General features: G+C 60.5%; 21 protein-coding genes. 18 read left to right on the forward strand and 3 right to left on the reverse strand.

Annotated elements, in window-relative coordinates; translation table 11 throughout:
- The first annotated feature begins 88 nt into the window (after positions 1-88).
- The 3 genes from J3P75_RS19160 (at position 89) to J3P75_RS19170 (ending at position 5,242) form a co-directional block, all read left to right on the forward strand.
- Positions 89-1,927 (forward strand): hypothetical protein, encoded by a 1,839-nt coding sequence (locus J3P75_RS19160; protein WP_434707825.1) that lies wholly within the window; start codon positions 89-91, stop codon positions 1,925-1,927.
- Between the two features lie 433 nt (positions 1,928-2,360).
- Entirely contained in the window at positions 2,361-3,764 is a 1,404-nt protein-coding gene (locus J3P75_RS19165) for a hypothetical protein (protein WP_434707826.1), read from the forward strand.
- Positions 3,765-3,769: 5 nt separating this feature from the next.
- Positions 3,770-5,242, forward strand: coding sequence for a hypothetical protein (locus J3P75_RS19170; protein ID WP_434707827.1), 1,473 nt, complete (start codon positions 3,770-3,772; stop codon positions 5,240-5,242).
- A 100-nt stretch (positions 5,243-5,342) separates the two neighbouring features.
- Here the strand turns inward: J3P75_RS19170 and uraH are convergent, their stop codons facing one another.
- Complete coding sequence (uraH, locus tag J3P75_RS19175; RefSeq protein WP_008031462.1) at positions 5,343-5,696, reverse strand: hydroxyisourate hydrolase; 354 nt, start codon at positions 5,694-5,696, stop codon at positions 5,343-5,345.
- A 430-nt stretch (positions 5,697-6,126) separates the two neighbouring features.
- On the opposite strand from uraH, the gene puuE reads away from it, so the two are divergent.
- From puuE to J3P75_RS19215, 8 genes are all read left to right on the forward strand, one after another.
- A complete protein-coding gene (puuE, locus tag J3P75_RS19180; RefSeq protein WP_203421325.1) occupies positions 6,127-7,053 on the forward strand; it encodes an allantoinase PuuE in 927 nt (308 codons plus the stop codon).
- Positions 7,050-7,565, forward strand: coding sequence for a 2-oxo-4-hydroxy-4-carboxy-5-ureidoimidazoline decarboxylase (uraD, locus tag J3P75_RS19185; protein ID WP_434707828.1), 516 nt, complete (start codon positions 7,050-7,052; stop codon positions 7,563-7,565). Before puuE ends, uraD begins: the two co-directional genes overlap by 4 nt.
- Positions 7,566-7,652: 87 nt before the next feature.
- Positions 7,653-8,648, forward strand: coding sequence for an allantoicase (alc, locus tag J3P75_RS19190; RefSeq protein WP_126361596.1), 996 nt, complete (start codon positions 7,653-7,655; stop codon positions 8,646-8,648).
- 142 nt (positions 8,649-8,790) lie between these two features.
- Entirely contained in the window at positions 8,791-9,294 is a 504-nt protein-coding gene (locus J3P75_RS19195; protein ID WP_016982872.1) for an ureidoglycolate lyase, read from the forward strand.
- Between the two features lie 51 nt (positions 9,295-9,345).
- Positions 9,346-10,650 carry a urate hydroxylase PuuD gene (locus tag J3P75_RS19200; protein WP_434707829.1) on the forward strand — a complete coding sequence of 435 codons (1,305 nt, stop codon included), beginning with the start codon at positions 9,346-9,348 and terminating at the stop codon, positions 10,648-10,650.
- Positions 10,651-10,811: 161 nt separating this feature from the next.
- Positions 10,812-12,164, forward strand: coding sequence for a nucleobase:cation symporter-2 family protein (locus J3P75_RS19205; protein WP_039763799.1), 1,353 nt, complete (start codon positions 10,812-10,814; stop codon positions 12,162-12,164).
- 159 nt (positions 12,165-12,323) lie between these two features.
- Positions 12,324-13,109 carry an outer membrane protein OmpK gene (locus J3P75_RS19210; RefSeq protein WP_434707830.1) on the forward strand — a complete coding sequence of 262 codons (786 nt, stop codon included), beginning with the start codon at positions 12,324-12,326 and terminating at the stop codon, positions 13,107-13,109.
- A 374-nt stretch (positions 13,110-13,483) separates the two neighbouring features.
- A complete protein-coding gene (locus J3P75_RS19215) occupies positions 13,484-14,269 on the forward strand; it encodes an outer membrane protein OmpK (RefSeq protein WP_090282488.1) in 786 nt (261 codons plus the stop codon).
- Positions 14,270-14,399: 130 nt separating this feature from the next.
- Here the strand turns inward: J3P75_RS19215 and J3P75_RS19220 are convergent, their stop codons facing one another.
- Together J3P75_RS19220 and J3P75_RS19225 are read right to left on the reverse strand one after the other, a co-directional pair.
- Positions 14,400-15,569, reverse strand: coding sequence for a patatin-like phospholipase family protein (locus tag J3P75_RS19220; RefSeq protein ID WP_434707831.1), 1,170 nt, complete (start codon positions 15,567-15,569; stop codon positions 14,400-14,402).
- A 35-nt stretch (positions 15,570-15,604) separates the two neighbouring features.
- Positions 15,605-16,537, reverse strand: a complete 933-nt coding sequence (locus tag J3P75_RS19225) for a lipid A biosynthesis lauroyl acyltransferase (RefSeq protein ID WP_394507781.1) — start codon at positions 16,535-16,537, stop codon at positions 15,605-15,607.
- A gap of 117 nt (positions 16,538-16,654) precedes the next feature.
- Here J3P75_RS19225 and minC point away from each other — a divergent pair, with 117 nt between their 5' ends.
- The 7 genes from minC (at position 16,655) to J3P75_RS19260 (ending at position 23,409) form a co-directional block, all read left to right on the forward strand.
- On the forward strand, positions 16,655-17,392 hold the full coding sequence (gene minC / locus J3P75_RS19230; RefSeq protein ID WP_434707832.1) for a septum site-determining protein MinC: 738 nt from the start codon (positions 16,655-16,657) through the stop codon (positions 17,390-17,392).
- Between the two features lie 170 nt (positions 17,393-17,562).
- The gene (minD, locus tag J3P75_RS19235; RefSeq protein ID WP_007913953.1) at positions 17,563-18,375 is read left to right on the forward strand and encodes a septum site-determining protein MinD; all 813 of its coding nucleotides are present in this window, start codon (positions 17,563-17,565) and stop codon (positions 18,373-18,375) included.
- Entirely contained in the window at positions 18,375-18,629 is a 255-nt protein-coding gene (gene minE, locus J3P75_RS19240) for a cell division topological specificity factor MinE (RefSeq protein WP_003223146.1), read from the forward strand. The genes minD and minE overlap by 1 nt, the downstream gene beginning before the upstream one ends.
- 90 nt (positions 18,630-18,719) lie before the next feature.
- Complete coding sequence (locus tag J3P75_RS19245; RefSeq protein WP_208938147.1) at positions 18,720-19,355, forward strand: RluA family pseudouridine synthase; 636 nt, start codon at positions 18,720-18,722, stop codon at positions 19,353-19,355.
- Positions 19,356-19,533: 178 nt separating this feature from the next.
- Entirely contained in the window at positions 19,534-20,823 is a 1,290-nt protein-coding gene (locus J3P75_RS19250; RefSeq protein WP_090282483.1) for a M18 family aminopeptidase, read from the forward strand.
- A 180-nt stretch (positions 20,824-21,003) separates the two neighbouring features.
- Positions 21,004-21,180: a hypothetical protein gene (locus tag J3P75_RS19255; protein ID WP_434590683.1), complete on the forward strand. Its 177-nt coding sequence runs from the start codon at positions 21,004-21,006 to the stop codon at positions 21,178-21,180.
- Between the two features lie 75 nt (positions 21,181-21,255).
- Positions 21,256-23,409, forward strand: coding sequence for a mechanosensitive ion channel domain-containing protein (locus J3P75_RS19260; RefSeq protein WP_434707833.1), 2,154 nt, complete (start codon positions 21,256-21,258; stop codon positions 23,407-23,409).
- Positions 23,410-23,465 lie beyond the last annotated feature (56 nt).

The following is a 23,465-nucleotide window of genomic DNA, read 5'->3' on the forward strand; positions in this document are numbered from 1 at the left end:
CTTTTGCGGGACGCCTGCGCGTGCGCCTGAACGATACGGCGAGCGCGCTGACAGCACTCGATATCAAAACCGAATGAGTAAATTGCCCATGGCCAAACCACCGAAAAAGATTCCTGCGACCACAGCAGCCGACACCACCGTTACCACCCGACCAGTTCAGTCAGGCTCAGGTACTCGCAGCAACGTCAGTCTGCCTGACACACCGTTATCCGGCGTCGACTCGACCAGCGGCTCGTCGAGTACGGCAAACATCGCCCCTGCGGTGATCACCGTCAGCACGATGCCGGGACCAGCCACCCAATCGGTCAGTGCCCCACGCCATGCCGTCGCCTGGCCTGACAATCGCCTGAGCGAGCTGACCCCGATCGGAGAAAACAGCGGACTGTTCACCGGACCGGATCAACGCACTTACGCGCAACTCGGCAGCGAAGGACGCTTTCTTGTCGAAGAGGATGCGCAAGGCCGCTATTACATGCCGATGACTTTCGCACCCGGTGTCGCCGGCCCGTTTCTGACGAAGCCTGAAGGGCACGCCAGTTGGCAACTTCAGCGCCCCGGCCGGGCATCCAGCCAGACGCGAACCACAGCCACCGATACCCCGCTTCCCGCCTACCTTTCGCCTGAAGATGCAAACACCCTGACCCGAGCGGACATGTCGAGCGCAGGCATCCGTTACAACAAGCTCAAGCAAGCCTTCGTTGACACGGCAGAAGGCACGGTGATGGTTCGCAAGAATCCGCAAGGCGAGTACCTGCATGTCTCGGCGACCACGCGAAGCGCCCCCGACATCGTCTTTGAGCAGATCCCCGACAGCCTGCTCTGGCGACGAAAAACCACACAGGTTCAGGCTGGAATTTCAACTGGCGTGCCTCGTCGTATCGCCGAGCCGACTGTCGAGAGCAACAAACGCGTGCGCCTCGATGCTAGCGAGCAGACAGTCACAACTCCACCGCCCGCCGCCAGTTTGCCGAATGATCAGACGCCGTTTTTCTGGTTACCCTGGGGGCACTTGAACAAGCCTCCCGTTGTGGAGTCGATCCAACTGGGGTGGCTGCATTACCCGATCGTGCCGGTTGGCTCCAATCGCACTCCGAAAGTCTATTTCGTGCAGCACCCGGACTTTGCCCCGGCTCGCTTCGAGGGGTTCGAACAGATGCTGCGCTCCGCGCCGTCACTGCAACCGGTCGCCACGTTTCGCATAGGTAACGATCCCGGTGAGATCCACCCCGGCAAACGCTTTTTCGAAGAGCCCATATCGCAATCGGTGGCCAACACCTTCCCCGATTTTTCCGCAGCCACGGCATGGGCGGTGGGCAAAAGGCTGTTCGAACTCGCCGACAATTCCGCCGTCATCACCGGCACCGGTCTGGTCAATATCCAGGCGGTCCTGCACCAATGGAAGCAGAAGCCGTTTCCCAGCGCACCGGCCTATGCCGACCCGCTGAATATGCTGGCGATCGCGCCCTCGATCGATGTCGGCGGCAAGAAACTCATCCCCATGCCTTCGCAATCGGACAGCGACCTGCAACGGCTGACCTTTGATCCACAACGCTTTCCCATCGAATGGAATCACTACAAAACCTGGCCCACCGATCTGAACCTCAGGCGCCTGCTCGGTGCGCTGTTGATTCGCTGCGGTTATGACGTCTTTCCTCTGACGTACGAACACCGCCAGCCGACGTTGGTGTTCAAGCGCGAAGGCCATGACCCGGTGTACTTCTTGAAGCTCGGCTCGGTTGCCCAGGTTGGCTTGTCCCATAGGCCCGGCAATGAACTGGCAGACCCGAGCCTGCCGAGCAAAATCGGCAGCGAGGCGTTTCGTGAGCTGACCACCGCAGCCACGCAAGGCAAAGTGATCTGGCTGATCGGTGGCGTATTGAAGGTCGAATCGAATCCAGACTCGGTGTTCATCATCCGGGAGCGCTGAGTTGCCTTACCAACACTCGCCCTGGATGGCGGGTGTTGGCGGCGGATCGTTTACGCCGCGCAACACGCGGCAACACGCCTGCTCAGCGCAATACCTATGTACCGCACGCCTCGCCTGCCCTTTGCCGACCATAACGCTTTCAGGCCAGGGCATCGGGCAGGCACGAACCCGCCCCCGCTTGTCCGGCCCACCCTGATCGGCAGTTCATCGGAGCAGTTTTATGGCCAAGCCCCCCAAGAAAATCCCTCGCCCGTCTTCAACGCAAACGCCGACTACGTCGACCCATCCTTCGCCTGCTGTACAAGGAACCTCAGCAGGCGACAGCGGGCAATCCGCCGCGAGCGTAATCACCGCAAGCCCTTTCCCGGACACCCGTGCGACGCGTCCCATAGTCACCATCAGTGAGCCTCCAGCTTCTGACACTGCAGTGAGCATGACCCGCGCCGGCGATTCAGTACAACAGCATGCTCTTGGCACCGAGCCGCCGACATCGGGCAGCCCCTCCACCAGCGAAGGTTCGTCGGAGACGGTTTTTATCAACCCGGAATTCGCCACGCAACTGACGCGCAAACGCAACAGCGAAGAGGGTTTTCTGTACGACAAGCGCAACAAAACCTATGTCGAGCTACAAGAAGGCATCGTCATGGTCGGCCATGCCGCCGATGGCTGGCGCCAGACCCATGCCGGCGAATCGACGCCGACCGGAAAAAAGGTCGAGCAGATTCCTGGCTCGACACTCTGGCGTGAAACGGCCTCGGTATCGCCGATCAGTCTTGTTCAATCCGCGCCCGCGACACAACGATCGCCTGCCCCGAGCGATACCCGCACGCTGATCGACAATCTTGTATCGCGCCAAACTGAGGCTTTGGATCTTTCCGCCGGCCCTTGGCAAAACTGGGGCAGGTCGACCCGACCCGAATCAGGCGATTCGATCGAAATAGACGGGCTGCACTACGCGATCCTTGCACAACATCTGGGCATTGAAAGCGGCCTGGTGTATGTGCAGCACCCGGGTTTTACCCCGCAGAGGTTCGATGCCTTCGAAAACATGCTGCGCGATGAACCGTCGCGCCAGCCGATGTGGGCGCGCAAACGCGACGGCCACTGGCAGGTTCTGGATGGCTATCCACCCTTTGAAATGTCCCCCAGCCAATACGTCGCCACGGCATTCAGACACCTGTCGCAACGTTCGAGCAGCAACCTCGCCCGAGCCGTGTTCGATCGCGCCTCTCTGCCCACGGGCATAAACGGCGACGGGCTTTCCGTGGTGTCATTGACGTATCGCCATTGGCTCGACAGGGTGAATAACGTGGCACCGGGATTCGGCCTTGCCGAACCGTTGCTGATGCTACCGAAACTGTCGACGCCACCCGGCAGCACTCCAGGCGCAGGATTGCTTGCCCTGCCTGACTACAACTCCACTCTGCTACAGCGTCTGGACTTCGACCCGAGCAAATTCCCTGCGCAATGGGCCGCGTATACCGCGCAGCCCAGCGCACTCAATCTGCGTGCGATGTTCCTCAACCTGCTGCAAGACGACGGTTACATTTTCGCGCCCCCGACCAATCTGCTTGTGGAAAACGCTCTCATATTTCACCGCCCTGATATCGCCGGGTTATTCATATTGAAACTGCCGCTGGTCAGTGGCGACCAGGTACCTCGCTATACCGCCCCCGGCTCCAATTTCGCCGATCCCTATTTTCTCGCAGGGCTTGGCGCAGAGAACAAACGCGATCTTGATCAATACCTGAGTCAGGTTGAGGTCGCCCATCTGGTGGGTGGCGTGCAACGGCTGTCCGCCGACACCCAGACGCTTTTCATCGTGCGTGAGGGTTGAAACCAATGGTCAAACCACCCAAGCGCGGCGCGGGAGTCGTTCCTGCCGATACGCCGCCGATACCCCTGCACCCGATAAATGACGCACCGGAACGGCCTCGTATCGATCTGCAAAACAGCCACCACGCAAACGAACAGGCTGATTCTGCTGGCGGACCAGACGCATCTACGCTGCCAGCGTCCGTGCTGATCAAGGCAGAACGGCAACCGTTGTGGAACGTCGAAATACCGGACTGGTTGACGCAAGATTCACAGCGCGAAGAGCAGTACGCAGAGGCCGATCAGCCGATTTATCTGGCAGCCGCTGACGCCGCCCGCCTCTCATCGCCTCTGGATAACCTCGACGGCATCCGCTATGACAAGCACCGCAAGACATACGTCGATACGGCGCAAGGAACGGTCATGGTGCGCAAGAACAGCGCCGGCGACTATCAGCAAAGCTCGGCGACGCGCCGCACTGATTTCGCTCTGCTGTTCGAACCGATTCCAGGGACAAGACTGTGGCAGCGCAAAGTCACGCGCCATGAGCCTGCCCCGCCACCCACCGATTCCGGCGCAGCACTGGCGGCCAGCCTGCTGTCGGCCAATCCCGAAGCGACGAATCTGCGTTTCGGACTCTGGCGAAACTGGGGACGCAGCAGTCGCCCACTGCTGGGGCAGCACATTGCAATAGACGGCCAGTACTACCCGATCGTCCAGCAGAACCTGAATGCCCAGCCATCACTGGCGTACCTGCAACACCCGCTGTTTTCCCCCGCCCTGTACGACGCCTTCGAATCCATGCTGCGCGATCACCCGTCACTGCAGCCCAAGTTCGTCGTCAACCGCAACAACCAGTGGACGGTGCTGGACGATCCCGTTCCCTTTGCCATGCCGATCACTCAATACATCGCCACCACATTCCGATCTCTTGCGGACCGCTCCGTCAGCGCGCTGGCCCGGGCCATGTTCAATCAAGCCAGTCACTCCGAAGTCATTACTGGTGCAGGGTTGGCTGTGCTGAACCGGGTCCTGCGCTATTGGACCCACCGGGATCTGCACAAAGCGCCTCAAGGGGAACTGGCCGACCCGCTGCTGATGCTACGCACCCCGCTCGCCTCGACGCCAGGCTATGGTTTACCGCGCCTGGACTTTGATCCCGGACGCTTCGCCCAACACTGGAACCGCTTCGCCAGCCAGCCTTCGACGGACCGCTTGCAAAGACTTTTCAGCGAGGTGCTGGCCGATGAAGGCTATGTCATCGAACGCGCCGCTGCGGGGGAATCGAGGCGTGAATTGCGCTTTCATCGCGACGGCATCGATCAGCTATTTGCCTTGACGATTTATCCGCTGAACGCACGCGAAGATGCCGGGCGTGTGCCGACAAAAGGCGAGTCGGAGCGCACACATACAGAGGCCAGCGACGTTGTCTGTTTGCGTGGTGGTGTGCAAACGGACGCGCTGGGGCAGACGACGTTATTTGTTGTCAGGGAACGTTGAAGGGGCCGCCAGACGAAAAAAAGCCCGCAGTGTGAGCGGGCGAAAGACCAAAGAAGCTATATGCGCAGTCGCTTCCCGGCAGGGGCAGCCGCTTGGGGGATCAACTGCCCCGATACGTGGAATAGCTGTAAGGCGAAATCAGCAACGGCACGTGGTAGTGGTCCTGCTCGGCAGAAATACCGAAGCGCAGCACGACCACGTCCAGAAACGCCGGCTCCGGCAACTGGACACCGCGGGCGCGGTAGTAATCGCCTGCATGGAACTGAACCTGATAAACCCCGGTGCGATAATCATCGCCCTGCAACAGCGGTGCATCGACCCGGCCGTCGCTGTTGGTAATCGCACTGGCGACCAATTCCAGTTGCGAACCCTCAACGCGGTACAGCTCGACCTTGATCGAACTGCCCGGGCAACCGTGTGCAGCGTCCAAAACGTGAGTAGTCAAACGTCCCATTGATTCTGCGCGCCTGCCTGCGTGGAGCAGTCAGACTTCGCGCCTCCCGAAGTCAGTTGGAAAGGAGACCGCACCGATTCGGGGCACGAAACGCTGCGGCGTGCGACTGATTAAGACACTTTTCAAAAAAATTGTACACAATAAAAACGACATTTTTCACCTCACCCCCGCCATTCGGGGGTTTCCTCCTGATTGAACGGCGATACGCCTATTCATTGCCCCTTCCGTTCAATAGCTGACGGGTCAGGCAGGTTTCTTGCAGGCTCACGCCAATATCAGGAAAAGATGACAGTCGGCGAAAAATGCGAAAATTCGGGCTTACAAAATGTAAATAAAGTTGTATACAATCAGCTCATCGCTGTGACGCCAGCCTGTTCCCTCACCGCCAGGCCGCCACACCCTCTGTCAACGTATAAGAAGGAAGACTGCAGTGAGCGCTGACTACCCACGCGACCTGATCGGTTACGGCAGTAACCCTCCTCACCCACACTGGCCGGGCAATGCCCGCATCGCCCTGTCCTTCGTACTCAATTACGAAGAAGGTGGCGAGCGCAACATTCTCCACGGCGACAAAGAGTCCGAAGCGTTCCTCTCCGAAATGGTCGCCGCGCAGCCGCTGCAAGGCGCGCGCAACATGAGCATGGAATCGCTTTACGAGTATGGCAGCCGTGCCGGCGTCTGGCGCATTCTGAAACTGTTCAAGGAATTCGATATTCCGCTGACCATTTTCGCCGTGGCCATGGCCGCTCAGCGCCACCCGGACGTGATCCGCGCGATGGTCGATGCCGGCCATGAAATCTGCAGCCACGGCTACCGCTGGATCGACTATCAGTACATGGACGAAGCGCAGGAACGCGAGCACATGCTCGAAGCGATCCGCATCCTCACCGAACTGACCGGCGAGCGCCCGCTGGGCTGGTACACCGGCCGCACCGGGCCGAACACCCGTCGGCTGGTGATGGAAGAAGGCGGTTTCCTCTACGACTGCGACACCTACGACGATGACCTGCCCTACTGGGAGCCGAACAACCCGACCGGCAAGCCGCATCTGGTGATTCCGTACACCCTCGACACCAATGACATGCGCTTCACCCAGGTGCAGGGGTTCAACAAGGGCGACGATTTCTTCGAATACCTCAAAGACGCGTTCGACGTCCTCTACGCCGAAGGTGCCGAAGCGCCGAAAATGCTCTCGATCGGTCTGCATTGTCGGCTGATCGGCCGTCCCGGTCGCCTCGCTTCGCTCAAACGCTTCATCGAATACGCCAAAAGTCATGAACAGGTGTGGTTCAGCCGTCGCGTCGACATCGCGCGCCACTGGCACGCAACCCACCCGTACCAAGAGGCCGCCCAATGAGCCGCTTTCAAACCCTGCAACCGTCGACCCTGAGCCGCGACGCTTTCGTCAACACCTTCGCCGACATCTACGAACACTCGCCATGGGTGGCCGAAAAGGCCTACGACCTCGGTGCGGACGCCTCGATCGACGAGATCGAGACCCTGCACCAGCGCATGAGCGACATCCTGTTGAGCGCCGATCACGCCAGTCAGCTGGCACTGATCAACGCTCACCCGGACCTGGCCGGCAAAGCCGCCGTCCAGGGCCAATTGACCGAAGCCAGCACCAACGAACAGGCTGGCGCCGGTATTCACCAATGCACGGCCGAAGAGTTCCAGCGCTTCACCGAGCTGAACGACGCCTACAAAGCCAAGTTCAAGTTTCCCTTCATCATGGCGGTAAAAGGCAGCAACCGGCATCAGATCCTCGCGGCGTTCGAAACGCGCATCAACAATTCGGTGGAAGCCGAGTTCAACTGCGCGCTGGCGGAGATCAACAAGATTGCCCTGTTCCGTTTACTGACCCTTTAGCGAGCATTGCCCGAGTACATCAAACGCGGAGAGTACCCAGGGCCTTGCAAGCATCCCCAGCCACTAATTCAAAGGCAGACAAGAAGAATGAAAGCTTACGCCGTACCTTTCGAAAAATACGTCAACCTGGCCGATGCCCGTCTGGGCACCAAGATCATTTCGGTCACCGATGACTGGTTCGCAGACGCCAATCGTCTGTTTCAGCCGACCCCGGCCGTATGGAAGGAGGGCGTGTTCGATGACAACGGCAAGTGGATGGACGGCTGGGAGTCGCGCCGCAAGCGCTTCGAAGGTTTCGACAGCGCAGTGATCCGTCTCGGCGTGCCGGGTTCGATCAAAGGCGTCGACATCGACACCTCATTCTTCACCGGCAACTACCCGCCGTCGGCCTCGCTGGAAGCCTGCTTCCTGGCCTCGGGCGAGCCGGATGAAAACACCCAGTGGACCGAAGTGCTGTCGGCCGTAGAGCTGCAGGGCAACAGCCACCACTACCACGAAATCAGCAATGACCAGGCCTTCAGCCACCTGCGCTTCAATATCTACCCGGACGGCGGTGTCGCCCGTCTGCGTGTGTACGGCGTTCCGTTCCGCGACTGGTCGGCGGTTGGTGACAACGAGCAAGTCGACCTGGCTGCAGCCCTCAACGGTGGCCGCGCCCTCGCCTGCTCCGACGAACACTTCGGGCGCATGAGCAACATCCTCAACCCGGGCCGTGGCATCAACATGGGCGACGGCTGGGAAACCGCACGTCGTCGCACGCCGGGCAATGACTGGGTCATCGTCGCGCTGGGCCATCCGGGTGAGATCGAGAAAATCGTTGTCGACACCCTGCACTTCAAGGGCAACTACCCGGACACCTGCTCGATCCAGGGCGCGTTCGTCAAGGGCGGCACCGACAGCCAGATCGAAACCCAGTCGCTGTTCTGGCGCGAACTGCTGCCAAGCCAGAAGCTGGAAATGCACGCCGAACACACCTTCGTCGAGCAGATCAAGGCACTGGGCCCGATCACCCACATCCGCCTGAACGTGTTCCCGGATGGTGGTGTGAGTCGCCTGCGTGTACTGGGCAAGGTCGCTAAATAACACCGCACTGATCGTTCCCACGCTCCGCGTGGGAATGCATCACTGGACGCTCTGCGTCCGCTTTGGATGTGACGCGGAGCGTCACGGGCTGCATTCCCACGCAGAGCGTGGGAACGATCTCTCAACGAAAAAGAAGAACAGCATGCGCACACTGACGATTGAACCGCTGACCAAAGAAGCCTTCGCCCCTTTCGGTGACGTGATCGAAACCGACGGCAGCGATCACTTCATGATCAACAACGGTTCGACCATGCGCTTCCACAAACTGGCGACGGTCGAAACCGCACAGCCTGAGGACAACGCGATCATCAGCATTTTCCGCGCCGACGCGCAGGACATGCCGCTGACCGTTTGCATGCTGGAACGCCATCCGCTGGGCAGCCAGGCTTTCATTCCGCTGCTCGGCAACCCCTTTCTGATCGTGGTCGCGCCACTTGGCGATGAACCTGTATCAGGCTTGGTCCGCGCCTTCGTCACCAACGGCAGGCAGGGCATCAATTACCATCGCGGCGTCTGGCACCACCCGGTGCTGACGATCGAAAAGCGGGATGACTTCCTGGTGGTTGATCGCAGTGGCACAGGCAATAACTGCGATGAGCATTTTTTCAAAGAGGATGAGCGTTTGATCCTCGCCCCCCACCAATAAGAGAAGGTCTGATCACTCGACAACAAGAGTGACAGGCGAGAGGTAAAGACTGTGGAAGCACATCTGTTGGAATGGCTGAACCTGAGCGTGCGCTGGGTTCACATGATCACTGGCGTGGCCTGGATCGGCGCGTCGTTCTACTTCGTCTGGCTGGAGAACAACCTCAACCGCGTCAACCCGAAAACCGGTCTGGCCGGTGATCTGTGGGCGATCCACGGCGGCGGCATCTACCACCTGGAAAAATACAAACTGGCCCCACCGTCCATGCCGGACAATCTGCACTGGTTCAAGTGGGAAGCCTACTTCACCTGGATGTCGGGGATCGCGCTGCTATGCGTGGTGTTCTACTCCAATCCGACCCTCTATCTGCTCGCACCGGGCAGCACCCTGAGTGGTCCGGAAGGCGTGGCCATCGGTCTCGGCTCGCTGTTCGTCGGCTGGTTCATCTACTCCTTCCTCTGCGACTCGGCGCTGGGCAAACGCCCTGCCCTGCTGGGCTTGATTCTGTTCGTGCTGATCATCGGCGCGGCGTATGGCTTCAGCAAAGTGTTCAGCGGTCGCGGTGCGTACCTGCACGTCGGCGCGATCATCGGCACCATCATGGTCGGCAACGTGTTCCGCATCATCATGCCGGCGCAACGCGCACTGGTTGCAGCCATCGCTGAGAACCGCACGCCGGACCCAGCGCTGCCGGCCAAAGGCCTGCTGCGTTCGCGACACAACAACTATTTCACCCTGCCGGTGCTGTTCATCATGATCAGCAACCACTTCCCGAGCACCTATGGCAGCCAGTACAACTGGTTGATCCTGGCCGGGATCGCGGTGTTGGCGGTGTTGGTGCGTCACTACTTCAACACCCGTCACGACAGCCACAAGTTCGCCTGGACCCTGCCGGTCGGCGCGGTGGGCATGATCTGCCTGGCTTACGTCACCGGCCCGATGCCGATGTCGAACGCCCCGGACGTGGCCAAGGCACCGGCGAAAATCGAGTACCAGCCGTTGCCGGAAACGGCGCTGGGGGGTGGCGCGAAACCGGCTGATGCGGCGCAACCTGCCGAGCCTGCCGCCGCACCAGCGCAAGCCGCCAATGCCGGTCCAGGTTTCGACAAAGTGCACCACGTGATTCAGGAACGTTGCACGGTTTGTCACTCGTCGAAGCCGACCAGCCCGTTGTTCAGCGCAGCGCCCGCCGGTGTGATCCTCGACACCCCCGAGCAGATCCGCCAGAACGCGGCGCGCATTCAGGCGCAAGCCATCACCACGCAGATCATGCCACTGGGCAACATCACCCAGATGACCCAGCAGGAACGTGACCTGATCGGTGCATGGATCGCTCAGGGAGCGCAGACCAACTAAGCCGTAAAAGCTTCGCGAGCAGGCTCACACCTACAGAGATCCTGTGGGAGCGAGCCTGCTCGCGAATGGCCGCCACAACGCGGTCAACCTGATGCAAAGAAACAGCTGCAAGCAACCCGGCAGCTGTCAATCACAAGAATAAAAAAGATCCGAGGTGTTGCATGTCCGAGCTGTCCAAAGCGCGCATCCCCGACGCACCCGCCATTCAGCGTTTGCCCCTTTTGCAACTGATTCTGGTCGGTCTGCAACATGTTCTGCTGATGTACGGTGGCGCCATCGCGGTGCCGCTGATCATCGGACAGGCCGCTGGCCTGAGTCGTGAAGAAATCGCCTTCCTGATCAACGCCGACCTGCTGGTCGCCGGTATCGCCACCATCGTCCAATCGCTGGGCATCGGCCCGATGGGCATTCGCATGCCGGTGATGATGGGCGCCAGCTTCGCGGCGGTCGGCAGCATGGTCGCCATGGCGGGCATGCCCGGCATTGGTCTGCAAGGGATCTTCGGCGCAACCATCGCCGCCGGTTTTTTCGGCATGCTGATCGCGCCGTTCATGTCCAAGGTCGTGCGCTTCTTCCCGCCGCTGGTGACCGGCACGGTCATCACTTCGATCGGCTTGTCGTTGTTCCCTGTTGCCGTGAATTGGGCCGGCGGCGGTGTCGACGCTGCACAATTCGGCTCACCGATTTATCTGGCCATCGCCGCCCTGGTGCTGGCAACCATCCTGCTCGTTCACCGCTTCATGCGCGGTTTCTGGGTGAACATTTCCGTGCTGATCGGCATGTGCCTGGGCTACGTGCTGTGCGGCGTGATCGGCATGGTCGACCTCAGCGGCATGGCCAGCGCGCCATGGATTCAGTTCGTCACCCCGCTGCATTTCGGCATGCCCAAGTTCGAACTCGCGCCGATTCTGTCGATGTGTCTGGTGGTGGTGATCATCTTCGTCGAGTCGACCGGGATGTTCCTCGCGCTGGGCAAGATCACCGGCCAGGAAGTCTGCCCACGCATGCTGCGCCGCGGCTTGCTCTGTGATGCGGGCGCATCGTTCTTCGCCGGGTTCTTCAACACCTTCACCCACTCCTCGTTCGCGCAGAACATCGGCCTGGTGCAGATGACCGGCGTGCGTTGCCGCTCGGTGACCATCGTCGCTGGCGGATTGCTGATCGTCCTCAGCCTGCTGCCGAAAGCGGCGTTTCTGGTGGCGTCGATTCCGCCGGCGGTACTCGGTGGCGCGGCGATCGCGATGTTCGGCATGGTCGCCGCGACCGGGATCAAGATCCTCCAGGAAGCCGACATCGGTGACCGTCGCAACCAGTTGCTGGTCGCGGTCAGCATCGGCATGGGCCTGATTCCGGTGGTCCGTCCGGAGTTCTTCGCCCATCTGCCGTTGTGGATGAGCCCGATCACCCACAGCGGCATCGCCATGGCCACCCTCAGCGCGCTGACGCTGAACCTGTTGTTCAACATTCTCGGCGGCAAGGAGCGTGCGGCGATCAATGATTGCCATGCGCACTGACAGCCACACAGTGATCTTTATGTAGGAGTGAGCCTGCTCGCGATAGCGGTATGACATTCAACAATTGAGTTGACTGAAAGAACGCCATCGCGAGCAGGCTCACTCCTACAGAAGCATCAGCTCTGCGTCTCAAACAATAAAAACAAGAGTGAGCAACCGATGATCCGCACGCAAACCAGCGTCATGTTGAGTGGCGGCCTGCTGGCCGCGAGTCAGGCCATGGCCGGCGATCTGCTGCTGTGGCAGACCAACAGCCTCAGCTATCTGTACGGCAAGAACTTCGCCATCAACCCATCCATCCAGCAGACCGTGACCTTCGAGCACGCCGACCGCTGGAAGTACGGCGACAACTTTCTGTTTGTCGACAAGATCTTCTACAACGGCAAGGAAGACGCCAACAAAGGCCCGCACGCCTTCTACGGTGAATTCAGCCCGCGCCTGTCGTTCGGCAAGATCTTCGACCGCAAGATCGAGTTCGGCCCGATCAAGGACGTGCTGCTGGCGATGACCTACGAGTACGGCGAAGGCGACAGCGAGGCCTACCTGATCGGCCCCGGCTTCGATCTCAAAGTCCCCGGTTTCAACTACGTCACGCTGAATTTCTATCGCCGCCAGACCGAAGGCCCGCGCCCCGGCGACGGTGTCTGGCAGATCACGCCGAGCTGGTCTTACAGCTTCCCGCTGGGCAACTCCGATGTGCTGATTGACGGCTATCTGGATTGGGTCGTCGACAACGACGAAAACTCGCGCGGCACTTACCACGCCAACCTGCACATCAATCCGCAGATCAAATACGACCTCGGCAAAGCTTTGGGCTGGAGCCAGAAGCAGCTGTACGTCGGCACTGAATACAGCTACTGGAAGAACAAGTACGGCGTCGAAAACACCCCCAACTTCGACACCAATCAAAACACCGCGAGCCTGCTGCTCAAGGTGCACTTCTAAGATGAACCGCAACCGTGCGCCCTGCCTGTCGTCGGTGCTCTGTTGCGGGGCACTTGAGACCTGGCCGTTGAGTCAGTATTCTCCGCGGCCTTCCGAATTCGGTGTAAAAAAAAGCCCGAATTTAATTCCTGACCGAAAAGCCAACTTATCCCGGCCCCGGTCAGTACCGAGGCAACCCGAAAACACGCGCAATCGACTGTTTTTTCAGCAGCCGAGCGGGCGTTTTTTGGCTTTTCGAACGCCTTGGCTCAGCTCTTGCTAACAGCATTGAAGCTGACCGATCGGATGAATTTTGCAGCAATGAAAAAAGGCGCCACACCAGAGCGCCGATCTTAGAAAAACAAACGTGGAACACCTACTTTGGGAGCAACCGAATGAAACGTATGTGCACCAGCCTGATGCTTGCGGGATCGCTGCTGGCCGGGGGGCAGGCCATGGCCGACGGCCTTCTGCAATGGCAGAACAACAGCCTGACCTACCTCTATGGCAAGGACTTCCAGGTCAATCCGCGCATTCAGCAGACCGTGACTTTCGAACATGCCGATGCCTGGAAATATGGGGATAACTTCCTGTTCATCGACAAGATCTTCTACAACGGCAAGGAAGATGGCGGCGTCGGCTCCAACACCTACTACGGCGAACTGAGTCCGCGTCTGTCGTTCGGCAAGATCTTCGATCAGAAACTGGCGTTCGGCCCGGTGACCGACGTGCTGCTGGCGATGACCTACGAGTTCGGTGAAGGCGATACCGAGTCGTACCTGATCGGCCCAGGTTTCGATCTGGCGATTCCGGGCTTCGATTACTTCCAGCTGAACTTCTATCAGCGTCACACCCAGGGCGCGCGCGCCGGTGACAATGTCTGGCAGATCACGCCGGTATGGTCCTACACGATTCCGGTGGGCAACTCGAATATCCTCATCGACGGTTTCATGGACTGGGTGGTCGACAACGACTCCAACTCCAAGGGCGACTATCACGCCAACCTGCACTTCAACCCACAGGTCAAATATGACTTGGGCAAGGCGCTGAATTTCGGCGAGAAGCAATTGTATGTCGGTGTTGAATACGATTACTGGTCGGACAAGTACGGCATCGAAGACAGCCAGTACTTCAAGACCGATCAGAGCACCACAAGCTTCCTGGTGAAGTTCCACTTCTGATCCAGCGGCGTCCTCACCGACGCCTTCGCTGGCAAGCCAGCTCCCACAGGTTTCCATGTGTATTCAAAAATTGTGAACGACACATGCCCCTGTGGGAGCTGGCTTGCCAGCGATAGCCGCACCGCAAATGTCAGGCTGAAACCGCCTCGGATATCCGCAAAAACCGGCACAGCTCCTCGCGCTTGGCCAGTGCATCCCTTCGCCCCAACTCAATCAACTCGCTGCAATACCCTGCCTCGAACAGCAGATAACTGAGCACCCCCGCCCCGCTCGTTTTGGTCGCCCCCGGCCCACGCAAGAACAACCGCAACGCCGCCGGCAGTTCCTGGCGATGGCGTGCGGCGATTTCATCGATCGGCTGGCTCGGCGCAATCACCAGCACCTCGACCGGCGCCACGCCCAACTCGCGGGTCGGCGTGCCTTCCGGCAGTAGATGACTGAACTGGTTGAGGCGCTGCAGCAACTCGATGTCACTCTCCAGACTGTCAATGAACGTGCTGTTGAGCATGTGCCCGCCGATCTGCGCCAGCGTCGGTTGTTGTCCGGTGTAGCTGCGCGCCAGCGGTTGTTGCGGATCGACCCCGCGCGGGTTGCCGCTGACGCCGATCACCAGCACGCGACTGGCACCCAGGTGCAGGGCCGGGCTGATCGGTGCGGACTGACGCACGGCGCCATCGCCGAAAAACTCATCGTCGAGTTTCACCGGCGCGAACAGCAGCGGGATCGCCGAACTGGCCAACAGATGCTCGACCGACAACGACGTCGGCACACCGATGCGCCGATGCCGCAGCCATGCATCGATGGTGCCGCCACCTTCATAAAAGGTCACCGCCTGCCCCGATTCGTAGCCAAACGCCGTCACCGCCACCGCATGCAATTGCTTGCGGGCGATGGATTCGGCGATGCCGGGCAGGTGCAGTTTTTCATTGAGCAGCTCGCGCAGCGGCGAACTGTTGAGCAGCGCAACCGGCATTTGCCGGCCGAGGCCGAGCAGGCTGTGGCTGACAAAGCGGCTGGCCTGGCGGATCACCCCGGGCCAGTCACTGCGCAGCACACGATGGCTGCGCAAGCCTTGCCAGAACAAGGTCAGGCGTTCGATGGCGGCGCGAAAATCCGTGGCGCCGCTGGCGAGGCTGACTGCGTTGATCGCCCCGGCCGAGGTGCCGACGATCACCGGGAACGGATTGTCTGCGCCCAGCGGCAACAGTTCGGCAATCGCTGCCAGCACGCCCACCTGATACGCAGCTCGCGCCCCGCCGCCGGAAAGAATCAAACCTGTGACCGGTTCAGCTGGGCGCATCGCAACCCTCCAGGGTGCTTACAGAAAAGGTTCGATCAAGCGCGTTTGGCGTACAGCTTCGGCTCGCCCGGCGGGCGGCTCTTGAAGCGCCGATGCGCCCACAGGTATTGCTCGGGGCACGCGCGCAACGCGCTTTCGACCCACTGATTGATGCGGATGCAGTCGGCCTCTTCGGTTTCGCCGGGGAAGTCGTCCAGCGGCGGGTGGATCACCAGCCGATAGCCGCTGCCGTCCGCCAGACGCTCCTGAGTGAACGGCACCACCAGCGCCTTGCCCAGACGGGCAAACTTGGTGGTCGCAGTCACCGTCGCCGCCTGAATGCCGAACAGCGGCACGAAGATGCTCTGCTTGGCGCCGTAGTCCTGATCCGGCGCGTACCAGATCGCCCGGCCCGAGCGCAGCAGCTTGAGCATGCCGCGCACGTCGTCGCGCTCCACCGCCAGCGAATCGAGGTTGTGCCGCTCACGGCCACGACGCTGAACGTAGTCGAACAACGGATTTTTGTGCTCGCGGTACATGCCGTCGATGGTGTGTTGCTGGCCGAGCAGCGCCGCGCCGATTTCCAGAGTCGTGAAGTGCGCGGCCATAAGGATCACCCCTTTGCCTTCGCGCTGGGCCTTCTGCAAATGTTCAAGCCCTTCGACGTGGGCCAGTTTCGCCAGACGTTCACGCGACCACCACCAGCTCATCGCCATCTCAAAAAAGGCGATACCGGTGGAGGCGAAGTTTTCCTTGAGCAGGCGTTTGCGTTCGGCGGCGGACTTTTCCGGGAAGCACAGTTCAAGATTGCGCCGGGCGATGGCCCGCCGGTCGCCGGCCACGCGATACATCAACGCGCCCAAAACTCGACCGATGGTCAACAGCGCCGGATACGGCAACTGCACGATCAGCCATAAAAGCCCCAGACCGCACCAGAGCGGCCAGAAGCGCGGAGCAAGAAATGCTTTTCGAAAACGCGGGCGATCCATTAAAGCTTCCGTAAATACAGTGGCCGCGCATTCTACATCGTTCGACCCGGCTTGCGGCTCGCGGGCGTTCTCGTTATAAGTCTCGGCACTTTTAGTGACAAGCCGTTGTATGCCGACATGAGCCAAACCGACCCGTTAGACCAAGATCCCGTATTCCAGCTCAAGGGCAGCATGCTGGCCATTACTGTGCTGGAACTGGCCCGTAACGACCTCGAGAGCCTCGATCGGCAATTGGCCGCGAAAGTCGCCCAGGCGCCGAATTTCTTCAGCAACGCGCCGCTGGTTCTGGCGCTGGACAAACTGCCGCCGAGTCAGGGCGCCATCGACCTGCCGGGGCTGATGCGCGTGTGCCGTCAGCATGGCCTGCGCACGCTGGCCATTCGCGCCAGCCGCATCGAAGACATCGCCGCCGCCATCGCCATCGATATCCCCGTGCTGCCGCCGTCCGGTGCCCGTGAACGGCCGCTGGATATGCCCGAAGCCGAAGTCAAAAAGAAGCCGGAAAAGCCGCCTGAGCCGACAGTCAAACCGACCCGTGTCATCACCACGCCAGTGCGTGGTGGCCAACAGATATACGCCCAGGGTGGCGATCTGGTGGTGGTGTCCTCGGTCAGTCCGGGGGCGGAACTTCTCGCCGATGGCAACATCCATGTATACGGTCCGATGCGTGGCCGCGCGCTGGCCGGCGTGAAAGGCGACACCAAGGCACGGATTTTCTGTCAGCAATTGAGCGCTGAACTGATCTCCATCGCCGGTCATTACAAGGTTTCCGAAGATCTGCGTCGCGATCCGATGTGGGGTTCGGGCGTGCAGGTCAGCCTGTCGGGCGACGTGTTGAACATCATTCGGCTTTAACGGATACTGCCGCATTTTCCAAGCATCTCTAAAACGTAGCGAAAACGGCTCAAACGAAGTAGGAAAAAGGCCTTAACGCCAAATTCCAGCCAAGGCTGTCCGACTGCAGTAGTTTTCAAGAGATGTTTTTCAGGGGCTGAACAGTCCTTCTTCCTTAGGGGTGAAACACCTTGGCCAAGATTCTCGTGGTTACATCCGGCAAGGGTGGTGTGGGTAAGACCACCACCAGCGCCGCTATCGGTACCGGTCTCGCGCTGCGCGGCCACAAAACAGTGATCGTCGACTTCGACGTCGGCTTGCGTAACCTCGACCTGATCATGGGTTGCGAGCGCCGCGTGGTATACGACTTCGTCAACGTCGTGAACGGCGAAGCCAACCTGCAACAGGCGCTGATCAAAGACAAGCGTCTGGAAAACCTCTACGTACTGGCCGCCAGCCAGACCCGCGACAAAGACGCGCTGACCGTCGAAGGCGTGGAAAAAGTCCTGATGGAGCTCAAGGAGCAATTCGAGTTCGTCGTCTGCGACTCCCCGGCAGGCATCGAGAAAGGCGCGCACCTGGCCATGTACTTCGCTGACGAAGCGATCGTCGTGACCAACCCGGAAGTCTCCTCGGTACGTGACTCGGACCGCATGCTCGGCCTGCTGGCGAGCAAATCGCGCCGTGCCGAACGTGGCGAAGACCCGATCAAGGAACACCTGCTGATCACCCGCTACCATCCAGAGCGTGTGGAAAAGGGCGAGATGCTCGGCGTTGAAGACGTCAAGGAAATCCTCTCGGTAACCCTGCTCGGCGTGATCCCGGAATCCCAGGCGGTGCTCAAGGCATCCAACCAGGGTGTACCAGTGATTCTCGACGACCAGAGCGATGCCGGTCAGGCTTACAGCGATACCGTCGACCGCCTGCTGGGCAAAGAAAAAGCCCACCGATTCCTCGATGTCGAGAAGAAGGGATTCTTCGAGCGCCTGTTTGGAGGTAGGTAATGAACCTTTTTGACTTCTTTCGTGCCAACAAAAAGCCAAGTACCGCCTCGGTAGCGAAAGAGCGTCTACAGATCATCGTGGCGCATGAGCGCGGCCAGCGCAGCACGCCGGATTACCTGCCAGCCTTGCAGAAGGAACTGGTCGACGTGATCCGCAAGTACGTCAACATCGGCAACGACGACGTACATGTTGCACTGGAAAGCCAGGGCAGTTGCTCGATTCTGGAACTCAACATCACCCTGCCCGATCGCTGAGTCGATCCGGCAGGTACGACGGCGGTTCAGGGCCATTCCTTCAGTGGGATGGCCCTGAACCGCCGTTGGCATTTGTTACGAGGCTGTTTAATGCCGTTGTCCAACATCCGCATCATCCATCAGGACGCCGCCGTACTGGTGGTCGACAAACCGACCCTGTTGCTTTCGGTGCCCGGCCGCGCTGACGACAACAAGGACTGCCTGATCACCCGCCTGCAGGAAAACGGCTACCCGGAAGCGCGCATCGTCCATCGTCTGGACTGGGAAACCTCCGGCATCATTCTGCTGGCTCGCGACGCCGACACGCACCGCGAGCTGTCGCGGCAATTTCACGACCGCGAAACCGAAAAGGCCTACACCGCACTGGCCTGGGGTCAGCCGGAACTCGACAGCGGCAGCATCGATTTGCCCCTGCGTTACGATCCGCCGACCAAGCCACGGCACGTGGTCGATCACGAATTCGGCAAGCATGCGCTGACGTTCTGGAAGGTGCTGGAGCGTTGCGGCGACTGGTGCCGCGTCGAACTGACGCCGATCACCGGTCGCTCGCACCAGTTGCGCGTGCACATGTTGTCGATCGGCCATCCGCTGCTCGGCGACGGGCTCTACGCCCATGAACAGGCGCTGGCAGCGTGGCCGCGGCTGTGCCTGCACGCGAGCATGCTCAGCTTCACCCATCCGCAAAGCGGCGAACGCCTGCGCTTCGAGTGCCCGGCGCCGTTCTGACCGCCACACCGCCCCCCCTGTAGGAGTGAGCCTGCTCGCGATTGCGCCCTGTCAGTCAATCCATAATGATCTGACACACCGCAATCGCGAGCAGGCTCACTCCTACAGGGGTTATGGTCCGGATTCAATTGTTCGGCCAATACGTTAAACTCCCGCCCATTGCTGTCTGGAGTTTCTTATGCGCGAAGAGTTGAACCAAGGCCTGATCGACTTTCTCAAGGCCTCCCCTACCCCGTTCCACGCCACCGCCAGTCTGGTTCAGCGTCTGGAGGCCGCCGGTTATGTGCGCCTCGACGAGCGCGAGCCATGGACCACCGAGCCGAACGGCCGCTATTACGTCACCCGTAACGACTCTTCCATCGTCGCCATCAAAATGGGCCGCACCTCGCCGCTGCATGGCGGTATCCGTCTGGTCGGCGCGCACACCGACAGCCCGTGCCTGCGGGTCAAGCCGCAGCCGGAACTGCAGCGTCAGGGCTTCTGGCAACTGGGCGTCGAAGTCTACGGCGGCGCACTGCTGGCGCCGTGGTTCGACCGCGACCTGTCGCTGGCCGGCCGCGTGACCTTCCGCCGCGATGGCAAGGTCGAGAGCCAGTTGATCGACTTCAAGGCGCCGATCGCGATCATTCCCAACCTGGCCATTCACCTCAACCGTGAAGCCAATCAGGGTTGGGCAATCAATGCGCAGACCGAACTGCCGCCGATCCTCGCGCAGTTCGCCGGTGACGAGCGCGTGGATTTCCGCGCCGTGCTCACCGATCAACTGGCCCGCGAACACGGTTTGAACGCCGACGTGGTGCTCGATTACGAGCTGAGCTTCTACGACACGCAAAGCGCGGCGGTGATTGGCCTCAATGGCGACTTCATCGCCGGCGCGCGCCTCGACAACCTGCTGTCGTGCTACGCCGGCCTGCAAGCCTTGCTCAACGCCGAAACCGACGAAACCTGCGTGCTCGTGTGCAACGATCACGAAGAAGTCGGCTCCTGCTCGGCCTGCGGTGCCGATGGTCCGATGCTCGAACAGACCCTGCGCCGCGTGCTGCCGGAAGGTGATGAGTTCGTTCGCACCATCCAGAAATCCCTGTTGGTCTCGGCCGACAATGCCCACGGCGTGCACCCGAACTATGCCGAGAAGCACGATGCCAACCACGGTCCGAAACTCAACGCCGGGCCGGTGATCAAGGTCAACAGCAACCAGCGCTACGCCACCAACAGCGAAACCGCCGGTTTCTTCCGGCATCTGTGCATGGCCGAAGAAGTCCCGGTGCAGAGCTTCGTGGTGCGCAGCGACATGGGCTGCGGCTCGACCATCGGCCCGATCACCGCAAGCCACCTCGGCGTGCGCACCGTCGACATCGGCCTGCCGACGTTCGCCATGCACTCGATCCGCGAATTGTGCGGCAGCCATGATCTGGCGCACCTGGTCAAAGTGCTCAGCGCGTTCTATGCCAGTCGTGACTTGCCTTAAAGGCTGAGAAGCTTCGAGAGCAGGCTCGCTCCTACCCTGGAAAGCATTCCAACTGTAGGAGCGAGCCTGCTCGCGAAGCGCCGGCCCAGACACAAGAAAGCGCAAATTCCTGCACCACATCACTCCCCCGAATCGAAAATCCGCCTAGACTCAGATCATCCCAAAGACAAGGCAGTCTCCATGATCTCGATGTCGTCGTTCCACGCCATGCTCATTCCGATCCTCAGCGGGATGCTCCTGCTGGCAGTCGGTTTCAACTTCCGTGACAAGAACGCCGGCGTCTTCGCCATGTGGATCGGCATGCTGATGATCCTCGCCACGGTGATCTACAAGATCCTCGCCAAACTCAACGAATAACCCGTGCCGGCTCGCATTGCCCCCATAGGCCTCGTACACTCCAGCGCATCCACCCCTTGCCCGGTTGACCGCCCAGTGTTCGCTCGTTTCCTTGCCTTGCCCAGCCTGTTTCTCGTTTTTCTGATGACCCTGCTGCCGCTGGCACCCGCCCATGCGGTCGGTTTGCCCGGCATGCTCAACACCGGCAAAGCGCAGCCCGTCGCCGAGGAACCGCTCGGCCAATCCCTCGACGAAGTCATCAAGTCACTGGAAAACGACCAGCAGCGCGCGCAACTGTTGAGCGATCTGAAAAAACTGCGCGACGCTACCAACAAGGCTCAGGCCAGCCCCGAAGAAGGCGTGCTCGGCCTGATCGGCGGCACCCTCGCCAATTTCGAAAAACAGTTCACCGGCGCCGACAGCCCACTCAATCGCTGGGGCAATGAATTCGATCTGGCCAAGGACGAATTGCGCGGCCTGATGCTGCCGGCCAATCAATGGCTGCCGATCATTTTCGGTTTCGCAATGATCCTGATGGTCTGGAGCCTGCTCGCTGCCGCGCTGATCTGGCTCGGCCACCGCGTACGCCTGCGCTTCGGCCTCACCGAAGAACTGCCACAACACCCCCGCGCTCTCGACATGCTGCGCTTTGCCCTGCGTAAGCTCGGGCCGTGGCTGATCGCGTTGGTGATGACCGTGTACATGAGCTACGCCTTGCCCTCGTCTCTGGGCAAGAGTCTGGCGATGGTGCTGGCCTATGCGCTGGTGGTCGGCACCTGTTTCTCGGCGATCTGCGTGATCGCGTTCTCCCTGCTTGACGGCCCGCACCGCCATCGCGCGCTGTACATCCTGCGCCACCAGGCCTTCCGACCGCTGTGGCTGATCGGCAGCTTCGCCGCGTTCGGTGAGGCCTTGAGCGATCCGCGTCTGGTCGCCAGCCTCGGCGTGCATCTGGCCCACACTGCCGCGACCGTGGCCAACGTGCTGGCGGCGCTGTCGACCGGTCTGTTCATCCTGCGTTTCCGCCGGCCGATCGCGCACCTGATCCGCAACCAGCCGCTGTCGCGACGCCTGACCCGCCGCGCCCTCAGCGACACCATCGAAATCCTCGGCACCTTCTGGTACGTGCCGGCGCTGGTGCTGGTGGGTATCTCGCTGTTCGCCACCTTTGTTTCCGCCGGCGACACCAGCACGGCATTGCGCCAGTCGCTGATCTGCACCGTGCTGCTGGTGCTCTGCATGGTGATCAACGGCCTCGTCCGCCGCCATTCACTAAAACCGCAACGCGGGCCGAAACGCCATGCGCTGTATTCGGAACGCCTGAAAAACTTCTTCTACACCCTCGCGCATTTGCTGGTGTGGCTGCTGTTCATCGAACTGGGCCTGCGGGTCTGGGGCCACTCGCTGATCGGTTTCGCCGAGGGCGACGGTCATGATGTCAGCGTCAAACTGTTCAGCCTGATCGGTACGCTGATCATTTCCTGGCTGATCTGGATTCTCGCCGACACCGCTGTGCACCACGCCCTCACCCGCTCACGCAAAGGCCTGGCCAACGCCCGCGCGCAGACGATGATGCCGCTGATCCGCAACGTGCTGTTCGTGGCGATTTTCATCATCGCGCTGATCGTCGCTTTGGCGAACATGGGCATGAACGTCACGCCGCTGCTGGCCGGTGCCGGTGTCATCGGCTTGGCCATCGGCTTCGGTGCGCAGTCACTGGTGGCGGACCTGATCACTGGCCTGTTCATCATCATTGAAGACTCGCTGGCCATCGACGATTACGTCGACGTCGGCGGCCACCTCGGCACGGTCGAGGGCCTGACCATCCGCACCGTGCGCCTGCGCGATATCGACGGCATCGTTCACACCATCCCGTTCAGCGAAATCAAAAGCATCAAGAACTACTCACGGGAATTCGGCTACGCGATCTTCCGCGTGGCGGTGCCGTACAACATGGAAATCGACGACGCGATCAAACTGATGCGCGACGTCGGGCAGAAGATGCGCACCGATCCGCTGCAACGGCGCAACATCTGGTCACCGCTGGAAATCCAGGGCGTGGAAGGTTTCGAGTCCGGCAGCGCGATTTTGCGCGCACGCTTCAAGACCGCGCCGATCAAGCAATGGGAAGTGTCCCGCGCGTTCAACCTGTCGCTCAAACGCCATCTCGATGAGGCCGGGCTGGACCTGGCAACGCCGCGCATGAGTGTGCAGGTGGTCACCGCCGGTGGCGGCCAGCCGAAGGAATAGCACTCAGGCGCGCGGTTGCAGTCACAGGCAGGGAAGCCCGACAACAACAATCAAGG

This window comes from Pseudomonas sp. R1-1 (assembly GCF_051132135.1).
Classification (GTDB): domain Bacteria; phylum Pseudomonadota; class Gammaproteobacteria; order Pseudomonadales; family Pseudomonadaceae; genus Aquipseudomonas.

Excerpts from the sequence above, each read along its gene's own strand:
- J3P75_RS19160 (WP_434707825.1), top strand. The coding sequence starts at position 89 with ATGGCCAAACCACCGAAAAAGATTCCTGCGACCACAGCAGCCGACACC.
- J3P75_RS19165 (WP_434707826.1), top strand. The coding sequence starts at position 2,361 with ATGACCCGCGCCGGCGATTCAGTACAACAGCATGCTCTTGGCACCGAG.
- J3P75_RS19170 (WP_434707827.1), top strand. The coding sequence starts at position 3,770 with ATGGTCAAACCACCCAAGCGCGGCGCGGGAGTCGTTCCTGCCGATACG.
- uraH (WP_008031462.1), bottom strand. The coding sequence starts at position 5,696 with ATGGGACGTTTGACTACTCACGTTTTGGACGCTGCACACGGTTGCCCG.
- uraD (WP_434707828.1), top strand. The coding sequence starts at position 7,050 with ATGAGCCGCTTTCAAACCCTGCAACCGTCGACCCTGAGCCGCGACGCT.
- alc (WP_126361596.1), top strand. The coding sequence starts at position 7,653 with ATGAAAGCTTACGCCGTACCTTTCGAAAAATACGTCAACCTGGCCGAT.
- J3P75_RS19195 (WP_016982872.1), top strand. The coding sequence starts at position 8,791 with ATGCGCACACTGACGATTGAACCGCTGACCAAAGAAGCCTTCGCCCCT.
- J3P75_RS19205 (WP_039763799.1), top strand. The coding sequence starts at position 10,812 with ATGTCCGAGCTGTCCAAAGCGCGCATCCCCGACGCACCCGCCATTCAG.
- J3P75_RS19210 (WP_434707830.1), top strand. The coding sequence starts at position 12,324 with ATGATCCGCACGCAAACCAGCGTCATGTTGAGTGGCGGCCTGCTGGCC.
- J3P75_RS19215 (WP_090282488.1), top strand. The coding sequence starts at position 13,484 with ATGAAACGTATGTGCACCAGCCTGATGCTTGCGGGATCGCTGCTGGCC.
- J3P75_RS19220 (WP_434707831.1), bottom strand. The coding sequence starts at position 15,569 with ATGCGCCCAGCTGAACCGGTCACAGGTTTGATTCTTTCCGGCGGCGGG.
- J3P75_RS19225 (WP_394507781.1), bottom strand. The coding sequence starts at position 16,537 with ATGGATCGCCCGCGTTTTCGAAAAGCATTTCTTGCTCCGCGCTTCTGG.
- minC (WP_434707832.1), top strand. The coding sequence starts at position 16,655 with ATGAGCCAAACCGACCCGTTAGACCAAGATCCCGTATTCCAGCTCAAG.
- minE (WP_003223146.1), top strand. The coding sequence starts at position 18,375 with ATGAACCTTTTTGACTTCTTTCGTGCCAACAAAAAGCCAAGTACCGCC.
- J3P75_RS19245 (WP_208938147.1), top strand. The coding sequence starts at position 18,720 with ATGCCGTTGTCCAACATCCGCATCATCCATCAGGACGCCGCCGTACTG.
- J3P75_RS19250 (WP_090282483.1), top strand. The coding sequence starts at position 19,534 with ATGCGCGAAGAGTTGAACCAAGGCCTGATCGACTTTCTCAAGGCCTCC.
- J3P75_RS19255 (WP_434590683.1), top strand. The coding sequence starts at position 21,004 with ATGATCTCGATGTCGTCGTTCCACGCCATGCTCATTCCGATCCTCAGC.